Below are 13,112 nucleotides of genomic sequence, written 5' to 3'. Positions count from 1 at the left end.
CATAAAACAATCACTTTTTTTGACCTTTTCCTCAACGATTTTAACAAAAAAAGCGGGTTCCGCCGTTTTTTGATTTTCGGCAGAACTCGCTCCCTTTTTTATAATTTAATTCCTTTTAATGCCGCGGCAAACGCATTGTTCACCGGCTCTTCTGCCTCTTTTTTCTGTTTCTTCATATAAGCTGCCACATCGCGCTTCGTCACGCCGCCGCCCTCTTTTTTGCGGCGCTCTTGGAATTTTGTCATGCGCTCTTTGTGGCCGCAGGCGCAGACAAACGTCGCATCCTCGCCCTTTCCGATCATCTCCATGCGCTTATGGCAGACCGGGCATCTCGCATTCGTCGTGCGGGAAACCGTCTCGCGGTAGCCGCACTCTCTGTCCTGGCAGACGAGCAGTTTTGCGTTCTTTCCATTCACCGCAAGCAGCCGTTTTCCGCAGTTCGGGCACTTCTTGTTCGTCAGGTTGTCGTGGCGGAACGTTCCCTCTTCCGTCTTGATCTCATCGATCAGTTCCACCGTGTAGCTGCGGATCTCCTTCATAAACACATCGCGCCGCTTCTTTCCCTTTGCAATGTCGTTTAACTGCATCTCCCAGCTTGCCGTCAGCTCCGGCTTTTTCAAATCCGCCGGAACCAGCTTCAGAAGCTGGCGTGCTTTCGAGGTCAGATAGATCTCATTGCCTTTTTTCTCCATCAGAAAGCTGCGGAACAGCTTCTCGATGATATCCGCACGGGTCGCAACCGTTCCAAGGCCGCCCGCCTCACCGATCGTTTTTACCAGGCTGCTGTCGCGGTTTTCCATGTAGCGGACCGGATTTTCCATCGCGGAGAGCAGCGTGCCTTCCGTGAAGCGTGCCGGAGGTTTTGTCTTTCCTTCGCGGAGACTAATCTTCGGCTGCCCGATCTTCATGCCTGCCTCCAGAAGCGGCAGATTCTGCTCCCGCACCTCTTCTTTCGCCTCATCCTCTTCGTCGTACCGGTTATCCTCGTACGCCTCCTGCCAGCCTTTCTCGACCATGCGCTTTCCGCGCGCAGTAAAGCATTCCTTTTCGATGGAAGCCTGGATCACCGTCTCTTCATATACACACGGCGGCAGCAGTACCGCAAGAAAACGGCGCACAACAAGATCATAAATGCGGCGCTCCTCGTTCGAGAGTGCGGATAACTGCACGTACTGCTCTGTCGGGATAATGGCATGGTGATCGGAAACCTTCGCATCATTGACAAAGGAGAGCTTTCCGTTCAGCGGACTGCGCTTCGCCTGCTGGGCCAGTGCTTTGTACGGGCCGATGCTGACCGCATCCAGCCGCTCTTTTAACGTCGGCACAATATCTTTCGTCAGATACCGTGAATCTGTCCGCGGATACGTAAGGACTTTATGGGTCTCATAGAGGCTCTGCATCAGATTCAGCGTCTGTTTTGCCGAATAGCCGAACCGTGCGCTCGCATCGCGCTGCAGCTCCGTCAGATCGTAGAGCAATGGCGCTTCTTTCTGCTTTTTCTTCTTTTCTACGTTCTGTAAGACAAGCGGATACCGTTTTGCCTTCTCTGCGATCTGCTTTGCCTTTTCCGGATCGGAGATTCTTGTGCCGCCCGATTTTTCATCTTTCCAGGTGTAGACCACACCGCCCGCCGCGGCCGTCACCGTGTAATACGGTTTCGGGACAAATTCACGGATTTCCTGCTCGCGCTGTGCGATCATGGCAAGTGTCGGCGTCTGCACACGGCCGCAGGAAAGCTGTGCATTGTATTTACAGGTCAGCGCCCGCGTCGCATTGATGCCGACGAGCCAGTCCGCCTCGGCACGGGAAACGGCAGCGCGGTAGAGATTGTCGTACTCTTTCGCATCCTTCAGATTGGCAAAACCCTCACGGATCGCCCTGTCCGTCACAGAGGAAATCCAGAGACGCTTACACGGCTTCTGGTTATGTGCTTTGTCGAGAATCCACCGCGCCACCAGCTCACCCTCGCGTCCGGCATCGGTTGCAATGACAATCTCATTCACGTCCTTCCGCGCAAGCTGTGTCGTCACTGCATGGTACTGTTTTCCCGTCTGCGGAATGACCTTGATCTGCAGTTTTTCCGGCATCATCGGCAGAACTGCCATATTCCATTCCTTATACTTTTTGTCATAGTCTTCCGGATCTTTTAACGTCACCAGATGGCCGAGCGCCCAGGTAACGATATACTTGTTTCCCTCCAGCGCTCCGTTTTCTTTTTTGCTGCACCCCAGTACGCGCGCAATGTCGCGTGCCACGGATGGTTTTTCTGCAATTACCAGAGTTTTCATAAAATGTCTGCTCCTTTTATAGCTCTTTATACTGTTTTACAATTTCCTCCCGGTCTTTTCCGAGAATGAAGTAATAATCAATCTGTCCGTCCCCTGCGGTGTGAAGATACGTTCCAAACGTCCGTACATTGCACAGCAGTGCCGTCCGGGACGCGGCGGCCGCAATGCCGTAGCCGCGGTTCGAAACAAACAGCGGCATCCGCGCCTGCTTTCCGCCAAAAGAGACGTAGCGCGCCTTCGCGGTCAGATCCAGCCACTCGGTCGAAAGAATGCCTTTTGCTTTCAGCTTTTCGGAACCGCTCCAGTCGAAGAACGTCCATGTCATGCCGCCGTCGATCATGCGCGGCTCGTCACGCTTCTCGGAAAGGATTGGTTTGTTGTCCGGCGTCAGGAACTGCACCGCGCCGTCCTTTTTTTCTACCATGACGCGCAGCTTTTCCGTCTCGACCAGAACCGCCGTCTTCGATTCTTTCGCACTCCACGGAAACGCGGTGTCTGCCTTCGGCTTCCAGTACGTGTCCTGCACTTTTGCGGTCACACCTTTTACGAAACTGATGCGGATCACCTCCGGCGTGATCGGGGTGATACGTAAAATGCCGTACATGCTGGCAATCTCAACCGCCGATTTTCCTTTCTTCGCCCATTTCACCGCACACTTGATCTTCGAATGGCCCTTGATGCGCAGCAGCTCGTTTTCCGGGATTGCACCGAAAGCGTAAAGTGAGGTATTCAGGCGCTCCGTCTTCTCGGCTTCTCCTGGTACCATACCTGCTCCGCCCGGTCTTTTTGCACTCTGCACTCCGGCCATGCCCGTTCCATATTGCATTCCTGCACTCCGTCTGCTTCCCGGCGCTTTGCCGCCTGCCTTTCCATGATAAGCCGCACCAGCAAAAATAGATGACACCCCTTCCGGTGCACGCTGCTGCATTGTCTTTGCGGCAATTTCTTCTCCCGTTTCTGCCGCAGCCCTCCGCGTTGCCGTACTGCCTTTTGCCATCACCGCTGTTCCGGTCGTGCTTGTATTTCCAAGCGCCATTCCCGGCCTCTGCTCCGGCTTGATCACAATCCGTTTCGGTCCATGGCTGTTCCGCTCGTCCATCTCCTGAATGCCGATCGCGCGGTTCTCCTCACGCGCCTTCTTCTGCGTCAGCGAAACCTTCTCATACTCTTTCGCCTTCGTCAGCGTCTCCATGGCAAATTCCTGATTGTGACGGCCCTTTGGCGCTTTCTTTGCAAGGATTCCTGTGAGTTTTCCCGTATACAGCACTGCCAGCTCATGCAGCGCACGCGTTGCCGCTACATAAAGCAGCTTTACCTGTCCGTCATTCTCCGGATATTTTTCTTCTGTCGGATCAAGAAGCAGCACCGCGTCAAACTCGAGTCCCTTCGTATACGCAACCGGAAGCACCATCACGCCCTCGCCAAATTCTGCCGTCTCGAGATCCTCCTCCACAACCGGCACATATTTTTTCAGCTTCCGCGCCGTCGCAGCCGCTTCTGCCTCATCCCGGCATACAACGGCAATTGTCTCATATCCCTGCTCCTGCCACGCTTTGATCTTCTGCACTCCAGCTGCCAGAAGCGCAGCCTCATCCGCAAACGCTTCCTTTTGCACCGTCGTTCCATGCCGCAGCACCGGCTCCACCGGATAAATCGCAAAATCCCCGTGCCGCAGGATTTCATTTGCAAAATCGGAGATCTCCACCGTGTTCCGGTAACTCTTCCGCAGAACGCCGAACGCATCGTACGTGCCGGTCAGAATCAGCTTTTTCAACTCCTCCCAGTCGTTCAGGCCGTAGGAAAAATGGATATTCTGCGACGTATCTCCCATAATGGTATACGTACAGTCACGCAGACAGTAATGAAGCACCTGGTACGCCATCATCCCGAAATCCTGCGCCTCGTCGATGACCACATGGCTCGCCTCGCGCACGGGATCGTTTTCCTTGATCCGCTTATAGAGGTATGCCAGCGCCGCCAGATCATAGACATCAAAGGAGTTTTCCGGCACTTCCACCGCTTTTCCTTTCTCCGCCTGCTGCTCCAGAAACTGTAAATAGAGATCAAAAATGGATCCCCGCCATTTTCCATCCCCAAAATATTTCTCGTATTTCCGCTTCAGCGCCTTTTTTTCGCGCGCCGGAAACGTCACTTCTTTTCCCGAAACCTCGTTCTCAAATTTTGCCAGCAGGATCTCGTTCAGCATGCACATCTTTCCTTCCATGGAAAGTGTGGACTGCTCCCTGCAATAGTTATCAATATACTCGGCGTCCAGAAGCAATGTTCCCGTTTTTTCCAGCCGCACCGGCTCCCGCGGAATCTGCTCTGCCTCGTACGTACGGCAGAAATTTTCCAGATCGAAAAACCAGCCGCTTCCGCCCTTTATGCTGTTTTTCTCATCCGCGCGGTCGATGGTGTGTACCATGTACTTTTCTTCGTCCCAGTCCTCATACAGAAGCCGGATGAAAAGCTGCTCCATCGTCATCTGACGGATGCCGTACACATCGAGTTCCGGCAGAACGCTGGTAATGTAGTTCAGCAGAATGCGGTTGCTTCCAATGATATAGAAATCCTCCGGCCGGAAGTCCTCCTCGTAATTATAGAGGATGTACGAAATCCGGTGCATCGCCACCGTCGTCTTTCCGGAGCCAGCCACGCCCTGTACGATCAGATTCGTCTTCGGGGATCTGCGGATAATGAGGTTCTGCTCCTGCTGGATCGTCGCAATGATCTCACCGAGCACCGCTTTTTTGTTCTTCGCCAGATACTTTGTCAGCAGCTCATCGTTCGCTACCACATCGGAATCAAAAAAGTCTTTCAGATGGTCATTTTCAATCTCATACGTCCGCTTTCTTTTCAGATCAATCGAAAAAGTACCCTCTGAACTCACCGTATAGCTGCACGGCCCAGTGCTGTTCTCATAATAGACGGAGGAAATCGGCGCCCGCCAGTCCAGCACAACCGGTTCCGCCTTCTCATCGGAAATGCCGACGCGCCCGATGTAATAGGACTCTAAAAACGAAAGCCGCGGATCCTGAAAATCAATCCGCCCGAAATACGGCTTCTTTCTCGCTTTTTCCAGCCGCGCCATGCCGTGCTGGTACGCATTCAGCTTCGCCGTCGCGTTGTTCCAGAGCGCCAGGCCTTCCGCCTCTTTTGCGTCGTACGTCTCCATCAGATCCGCCAGATCCTCATTCGCCAGCCGGATATCCGCCTTCGCCTGTTCCAGATTCTGCTCGGCAATCCCGATCACCTTCGCAAGCTGTGCTTCCTCCTCTTCCCTCGTAAGTCCGGGAATCTCTGATTTTCTGATGCTTCTTTCCAGTTTCTCTTCTTCCACTTTGTACCTCCTTTTTTACGAAAAACTTCTTCTACATCAGCCCGTTCTTTTGATTCTCTTATTTCCATCCCAATAGACTTTATTTTACCATGCACACGTCTCCCCGGCAAGATACTTCACCCGCTTTTTCGTGCATCAAAAAAGACACCATGCATCTTACACACAGTGCCTTTCCGACTTTTTTTCTTACTGAAGGTAATCCTTAAATTTCTTTTTAAATGCTTCGATATCGTTCGTATGGGCTTCCACAACCGCATCCGGGTTTCCGGCGATCATCAGGACACTCATCAGGGATTTCGCATCAAAGACGCATCGTCCTATTTTTACGTCAACGTCGTAATCCAGGCGTTTCACCATATTTACAAATTCTTCTACACTCTCTACTTCATCAAACTTTAACGGTAACGAAATCATATTTTCTGCATCCTTTCTGCTTTTTGGTCTTTTTTTCATGATTTTGAATTCTTTCTTTTATTTCCTTCAAAATCGGTCAAAAGCTTACACGATATCCCTTTTTTGCTGTTTTTTCTGAAAGTAGTAATGAAATCGCCTTCATTTTCGACTGACACTAAAATAGCATACATCTGTCTCACTGCAAATATCCGTTTTAGACAAAATTCGACGTAGTTTTACAGCAATTTGCTCATATGTTCCGTCTGATTCGTTAAGTTGTTTCTTTTCCGGCACTTTTTTCGTCTGATCTGACGGGCCGGAAGGCCTTACTTGAGAATCACTCTCATGAAAAGTTATTCGCTGAAAATAATATTTCGGATCTTCCGGGACAGCGTATACGTTCCGGCATCTTTTTTCTGGGTCATCATCAGAAATGTCATATTCTGCTCCGGCACGACTTCCATGTAGCATCCAAGCCAGCCGTCCCAGCCGAACTCACCCTTGCTTCCCAGCGTTACCGCACGCGTCGGATCTACCAGAACACGCATCAGATTTCCGTAGGAAAATCCTTCCAGGCCGATCCAGTTATCAAAGCCTGCCTGCTGTACTGCGCTTAATGTGTGGCCTCCCAGAAATTTTACCGTCGCCGGACGGAGAATCTGTACACCGTTGTAGGTGCCGCCGTTCAGCAGCATCTGCGTAAATTTCGCATAATCGTCGATGGTAGATGCAAGGCCTGCTCCGCCTGCCTCATATGCCGGGCGGTACGCCATATCGTTCTGAATGCCAAGGTTATTGTCCAGATAACGGACGGACGGCTGTCCCTCCCTGCAGTCATACACCTTCGCCAGACGATCCTGCTTTTCTGCCGGAACCCAGAAATCGGTATCGTTCATGCCGAGCGGCTCGAAAATTTCTTTTTTCAGAAAATCCCCAAAGCGCATGCCGCTTGCCACCTCAATCACCGCACCTACGACATCCGCCGACGTTCCATAACTCCAGGACTGGCCCGGCTGATACAGAAGCGGGACTTTTCCAAGACGGTTTGCAAATTCTACTGTACTGATCGTTCCGCCGTTTTCTTCCTTAAGTCCGTGGATCACCTCCTGAAAAAGTGCATCGGTCTGCCGTCCCGTCTCATCCGTTCCGCCGTACGTCAGCCCGGATGTCATATTCATAATATCCTCCAGAAGGATCTCCCGCTCCGCTTTTTCTATCTTCCCATCCGCTGTACATACAACCGGGTTCCGGAAGCCCGGCAGATACTTGCTGACCGGATCCGCCAGATCGACGATTCCGCGCTCTACCAGAATCATCATGGCCGTCGCGGTAATCGGCTTGCTCATGGAGTAGAGACGGAAAATATTATCGCGGGAAACCGGCTTTTTCGCTTCGATATCCGCATATCCGCTCTCCAGATAAACCTGCTCCTCTCCGTCTTTGATCACCATCAGAAGACAGCCCGGTGTCTCTCCTTTTGCAACAGACGCATCCATCACCTGCTGCAGTCTTTTCTTTATCACCTGTTCCATGGTATGTCCTAACCTCCATCTAAATTTCATTGTTTTTTCCTATTTTACCTCTCTTTTTGCCCCCTGTCATCTTTTCTCTTGCTTTTCTTCTTCTATCCTCATTGTCTTTTTTTTCTGAAATCTTACAACTTTTCTGAAATTAAGAAAAACCATCAAAAACCATCATTGCCCTATTCCGAAAAATATGCTATTCTATATGTATATATATTTATGAATCTTCAGCTATTTAGAAAAACGAGGTGAACATCTTGCTGAAAACGAATGAATCCGCAGAAAATTATTTGGAAACCATTTTAGTCTTAAGTCAGAAAAAACCCGTTGTACGCGGTGTTGATATTGCAGAAGAACTTGGCTTTAAAAAATCAAGTGTCAGCGTTGCCATGAAAAACTTAAGAGAAAAAGAGCAGATCCGCGTAACGCCGGAAGGCTACATCTACCTGACCGACAGCGGACGCGCGATCGCAGAGATGATCTATGAGCGCCATCAGCTCCTCTCCCGCGGCCTGATGAGCCTTGGTGTTGATGAGCAGACCGCCACGGAAGATGCCTGCCGCATCGAGCATGTCATCAGCCAGGAAAGCTTTGAAGCGATCAAACGTCATCTGCACATGACTGCCGAAAAATAAGCATGACAAAGAAAACGCTGCCGGAGTTCTCTTCTCTCCGACAGCGTTTCTCTTTCCGCCCGAAAGTCTCCCATTTCTTTGCCGGAGCCTTTCGGGTTTTCTTTTTACAGCATAAAAGTATACGTTCCGCTTCCCAGTTCCACGGTATCCGCCGGATCCTCCGTGTTTTTAAACAGGGTTGCCGTTGTATTGACCGGAATCGTAACCTGATACTCTATTTTGTCACCTTTCCGCTCCCATCCGGCAGAAATCACGCCGTACGGGCTGTCTACGGAACCTTTCATAAACTCGAGCGGGCCCGGCTGCGGTTTCAGCAGAATGTGCTGATAACCCGGTTTTGTCTCGTCTCTCTGGATACCAAGTCCCGTGTGATACAGCCAGGAAAGAACGCTTCCGAGCGAATAATGATTGAACGAGTTCATCGCATTCTGTCCGCCGAAGCCTTTTTCCTTCGTGTAAGAATCCCAGTGCTCCCAGATCGTCGTCGCTCCCTGGGTCACCGGATACAGCCACGACGGGAATGCCGTCTGCAGCATCATCTTCCAGGCATCCTCCACAGCGCCCTGCTCGGTCAGCATCTGGTTCAGAATACCCGTTCCAAAGAATCCCGTTCCGACCGTATAGCCGATCGCTCTCGTCTTTCGGATCAGATGCTCTCCTATTCTCTTTCTGTCTTCTGCCACACCATAAGACAGTGCAATTGCATACGAGCACTGCGTATCACACAGCGTTCCGTCCGCATTGCAGGTCTTTCCGGAATCCGGAAGTACAAATGTCTCATTCCAGAATTTCTTCACCTTCGCAGCAAGCGCCTCATACTGATGCTGCTCCTCTGTTCTTCCGAGCGCACCGGCAATCCGGCTCATCAGATCGGCTTCTTTATAATAGAATGCATTCCATAAAAGCAGCAGATCCGTCTCTTCCGGTGCCAGCCAGTCGCCAAGCGGTCCGATCGCCGGATTTACCTTCGTTCCCGGCAGACCCTTATCCTTCATATAGTCCATATATTTCTGCATGCCAGGATAAAATTTCTCCAGTGTGCGGATATCCCCATACTGCTCATACAGTTCCCACGCCATAAAAATACTCGCACACTCATACGTAATGCCGCCGAATCCGCCGCCCACCGGTGCAATCTCCGGGTACTGGCCTTCCGGTGTCTGCAGATCACACATCGCCTGCAGGTTCCGCTCATAGAATTTCTTCAGGCTGCTGTTGTTGAGCGCCGTATGGCAGAAAATATGCGTATCGCCCGCCCAGCCCATGCGCTCATTTCTCTGCGGGCAGTCGGTCGGAATGTTGATAAAGTTGCATTTCTGTGACCAGGAAACATTCTCGGCAAACCGGTTCAGCAGTTTATGGCTACTCGTAAGGCTTCCATGGAATCCCGTCACAGAAGAATACTGAAGACTCTCTACTTCTTCCAGCTCCGGCGCATGCTCCACACCGCTGATCTCAATATAGCGGTAGCCGTGGAAGGTAAACTTCGGCTGGAACACCTCTTCCCCGCCGCGGCAGATATAAACATCCGTACTCGTCGCATCCCGGTAATTTTCCAGCATCATCGTGCCTTCTTTTCCGGCATACTCCGGCAGATCCGGATAAAGCACCTCCGCATAGCGGATGATGATCTTTGTGCCCGCCTTCTCATGCAGTGTAATCCGCGGTACACCGGCCATCTCCTGTTCCAGATCGTAGAGATACACACCCGGGAACAGCTCTTTTCTCGTCTTTGCCGTTCTCCGGTCCACAATCCGCACCGGCGCATCGTACTCACCGATATATTCCGGCTTCTGCTCATGAACCGCCGGCCAGGACCGTCCAAAGCCCGGCATCGTGCAGAACTCTTCGATCATGACGGTATCCACAACAACTGGCTTTTCCCAGGTGCTGTCATCAAACTCCGGCAGAGAATAAGTTTCGTAAACCTCGGCCCGGCGCGCATCGTACTGCTCTCCGGCAAAGTAGCTGGAAAACAGGTAAGGACCTTCTCCGAAATACTTCCAATCCTCGGTATTTGTTCCAAAGACCTCGCGGCTGCCGTCCTCGTACTTCATGACAACCTTGGCAAGCAGACTCTCCTTGTCTCCAAAGTAATTGAAGTTCTTCACCACAAAGGTCTGTGCCTCGCTCCACCAGCCCGATGCCAGCGTCACGCCGATTCCGTTTCGGCCCGGTTTCATCAGCCCTGTGATATCGTATGTCTGATAGTTCATTCTGTGGTCATACTGTGTCAGACCCGGACGCAGCAGATCTTCCGTGATCTCCTGTCCGTTGATCCGGCAGTCGTAGATACCGCGCGCAGTAATATAAAGGCGTGCCGATGCCAGTTTTTTCTCTTTCTGGCAGGAAATACACGACCGCAGCATTGGAATTGAATGATGGGACGGATCTGCCGTAATCTGGCTGTCTTCTACTTTAAAGTATCCGTTTTCCACCGGAATCTGATCCGCAAAGATACTTTTTCCCCCATCCAGCCGTCCTTCCGGCGTCTCACGAACAATTTCCGCGGATGGTTTTCTTACGTTTCTTACGGTCAGATTCTTAAAATATCCTGTCGTCCCTTTTCCTGCATAAAATCCGATCTCATTCAGTCTCGGATACGGCAGCACATCGTTATTTCCTCTCGGATTCAGCTGGCGGCCTGATACTTTCGTTCCAAAAAATCCATGCTCTTCAATGGCATCCACGAGGATGCCGTCGACATAGGCGTATGCCACATTGCCGTCAACCTCTACGGTCAGCTTATGAAAGGCATCGGCATTCTCTGGTGTCAGGATTTCCTGTGTTTTCTCTTTCCAGTTGACCAGTTTTGTAACGGCAAACGGTTTTTCCGCTGTATCCTCCGGCGCATAGCCCACGCGGTAAATTTCGAGGCGTGCATCTCCATCCTCAAGGCACACAGCATAACGGATATAGTTCTCCCCTTCCATGCCAAGCTCATTTTTCGTATGATCGTTCAGACGGAAGTCATTGGCTCCAAAGACGATACCCGCTTCTCCCTTCCCGCCTTCCATCCGAAATTCACTCTCGATTGTAAAAACACCGCGGTTTTCCGCGCATACCGTCGCATGCGGTGCGCCGATCCACTCAGCTCCCTCCCATGCTGCATACAAAGAATCCATAAGGCCTGTCTCGAAGGAACTTTCTGCTTCTGCTTTTCCGCCGTGGTTATCCCACACCTCTGCTTTTACCTCATATTTGGTACAGGGCTGCAGTGCTTCTCCTTCATAACCAATCCCTGTTGATACGCCGGTTTCCATTTTTCCGCTGTCCCACACAGTATCTTCTCCGGTGCGCACAACGATCCGGCATGCGCTCTGCATCAGATTCTGTTCTCCTTCTTCTGCCGTCAGCAGCCAGGAAAATGCCGGTTTTTTCTCATCCAGCCCGATCGGTGCCATCTGATCTTCAATCAGAATTCTCTCTATCTTCATTTGGTAACCTCCCATTGCAAGTTTTGCCTTCTTTGCTGATTGTATTATACCGTCCAGCAGCTATTTCTGTTAAGATCAGTTTTTGCCCAAAAAAGCGTCTTTATTTGCATCTTTTCCGGTGTTATAATAAAGGAAATTACGAAAGAGAGGTACCATCAAATGAAAGTATTATTAATCAACGGAAGTCCTCACGCAAAAGGCAGCACTTATACTGCCCTGCACGAAATGGAAAAAGTCTTTACAGAAAATGGTATTGAGGCGGAAATCGTACATATCGGAAATAAAGATATCCGCGGCTGTGTTGCCTGCGGTGCCTGTTCCAAGCTCGGAAAATGTGCTTTTTCCGATATGGTAAATGAGGTTGCTCCGAAATTTGAAGAGGCTGACGGCCTTGTTGTCGGAAGTCCGGTTTATTATGCATCTGCAAATGCAACACTTATTGCTTTTCTTGACCGTCTGTTCTACAGCACACACTTTGACAAGACCATGAAAGTCGGCGCTTCGGTTGTCTCTGCACGCCGCGGCGGTCTTTCCGCTACCTTTGATGAGCTGAACAAATACTTCACCATCTCCGGCATGCCGGTTGCTTCCGGCCAGTATTGGAACAGTATCCATGGAAATAATGCGGACGAGGCACAGCAAGATCTCGAAGGCCTGCAGATCATGCGTACCCTTGCACGGAATATGAGTTTTCTGATGAAGAGCATCCAGCTCGGAAAAGAATCCTTTGGTCTTCCGGAAAAGGAACCGCGCGTCGGCACAAACTTTATCCGTTAATTTATCTGTTAAGCAAGATGCCGTCTTTCAGACTTTTTTCTATGTCTGAAATACGGCATCTTTTATAGCTGGAAGAAATTTTATACACGAAAAAAGCCTGCTTCCGCAGACTTTTTAAAGCGACCCGGATCGGGATCGAACCGACGACCTCCGCCGTGACAGGGCGGCGCTCTAACCAGCTGAGCCACCGGGCCAGACATATACAGAATATAAAATATGGAACTAAAGTGGACCTTCAGGGACTCGAACCCGGGACCGACCGGTTATGAGCCGGTTGCTCTAACCAACTGAGCTAAAGGTCCAAAGAGCCGATGATCGGACTCGAACCGATAACCTGCTGATTACAAATCAGCTGCTCTGCCAATTGAGCCACATCGGCATACATAACAAATATTTTATATTCAGTGACTCCGACGGGAATCGAACCCGTGTTACCGCCGTGAAAGGGCGATGTCTTAACCGCTTGACCACGGAGCCATATTTACTTTTTGAAAGAACTGACCTGTAAGAGTTTCTTACAGGTCGCATTCACTCCCCGAGTTGGGCTCGAACCAACAACCCTTCGGTTAACAGCCGAATGCTCTACCATTGAGCTATCGAGGATTATTCAATTGAAGATATCTGATATACCTTCAAAACCGCATACACTATACATCTATCATTCCATTTTTGTGAACACAACCATTCAGGTCAAGCCCTCGACCGATTAGTAACAGTCA

The 13,112-nt window shown here is 50.7% G+C and carries 7 protein-coding genes and 5 tRNA genes; 2 read left to right on the top strand and 10 right to left on the bottom strand.

Translation table 11 applies throughout. The annotated features are described in order from the left end of the window. Positions 1–98: 98 nt before the first annotated feature. From DW743_RS04250 to DW743_RS04235, 4 genes are all read right to left on the bottom strand, one after another. Positions 99–2,288: a DNA topoisomerase III gene (locus DW743_RS04250; protein ID WP_117760606.1), complete on the bottom strand. Its 2,190-nt coding sequence runs from the start codon at positions 2,286–2,288 to the stop codon at positions 99–101. Positions 2,289–2,304: 16 nt separating this feature from the next. After that, entirely contained in the window at positions 2,305–5,628 is a 3,324-nt protein-coding gene (locus tag DW743_RS04245; protein WP_243004540.1) for a 3'-5' exonuclease, read from the bottom strand. Between the two features lie 186 nt (positions 5,629–5,814). Further along, positions 5,815–6,042 (bottom strand): HPr family phosphocarrier protein, encoded by a 228-nt coding sequence (locus DW743_RS04240; protein WP_147326098.1) that lies wholly within the window; start codon positions 6,040–6,042, stop codon positions 5,815–5,817. A 332-nt stretch (positions 6,043–6,374) separates the two neighbouring features. Continuing rightward, complete coding sequence (locus tag DW743_RS04235) at positions 6,375–7,583, bottom strand: serine hydrolase domain-containing protein (protein ID WP_243002049.1); 1,209 nt, start codon at positions 7,581–7,583, stop codon at positions 6,375–6,377. A 221-nt stretch (positions 7,584–7,804) separates the two neighbouring features. Here DW743_RS04235 and DW743_RS04230 point away from each other — a divergent pair, with 221 nt between their 5' ends. Continuing rightward, positions 7,805–8,179, top strand: a complete 375-nt coding sequence (locus tag DW743_RS04230; protein WP_055221737.1) for a metal-dependent transcriptional regulator — start codon at positions 7,805–7,807, stop codon at positions 8,177–8,179. A 104-nt stretch (positions 8,180–8,283) separates the two neighbouring features. On the opposite strand, the gene DW743_RS04225 is transcribed toward DW743_RS04230, so the two are convergent. Continuing rightward, positions 8,284–11,616 (bottom strand): alpha-L-rhamnosidase, encoded by a 3,333-nt coding sequence (locus tag DW743_RS04225; RefSeq protein ID WP_158568536.1) that lies wholly within the window; start codon positions 11,614–11,616, stop codon positions 8,284–8,286. Between the two features lie 159 nt (positions 11,617–11,775). Here DW743_RS04225 and DW743_RS04220 point away from each other — a divergent pair, with 159 nt between their 5' ends. Further along, positions 11,776–12,393: a flavodoxin family protein gene (locus tag DW743_RS04220; RefSeq protein WP_022461984.1), complete on the top strand. Its 618-nt coding sequence runs from the start codon at positions 11,776–11,778 to the stop codon at positions 12,391–12,393. Positions 12,394–12,513: 120 nt separating this feature from the next. Here the strand turns inward: DW743_RS04220 and DW743_RS04215 are convergent. The 5 genes from DW743_RS04215 to DW743_RS04195 all read right to left on the bottom strand — a co-directional run bounded on the left by DW743_RS04215 (position 12,514) and on the right by DW743_RS04195 (position 12,996). Then, positions 12,514–12,587 (bottom strand) — tRNA-Asp (locus DW743_RS04215). Between the two features lie 34 nt (positions 12,588–12,621). Beyond that, positions 12,622–12,695, bottom strand: a tRNA-Ile gene (locus DW743_RS04210). Positions 12,696–12,699: 4 nt separating this feature from the next. After that, positions 12,700–12,772, bottom strand: a tRNA-Thr gene (locus tag DW743_RS04205). Between the two features lie 26 nt (positions 12,773–12,798). After that, positions 12,799–12,870 (bottom strand) — tRNA-Glu (locus tag DW743_RS04200). Between the two features lie 54 nt (positions 12,871–12,924). After that, positions 12,925–12,996 (bottom strand) — tRNA-Asn (locus DW743_RS04195). Positions 12,997–13,112: the final 116 nt, after the last annotated feature.

Origin of the sequence: Blautia sp. AM28-27 (assembly GCF_003480905.1) — a bacterium.
Classification (GTDB): Bacteria; Bacillota; Clostridia; order Lachnospirales; family Lachnospiraceae; genus Fusicatenibacter; species Fusicatenibacter saccharivorans.
This window is presented reverse-complemented; position numbering and strand designations above follow the sequence as displayed.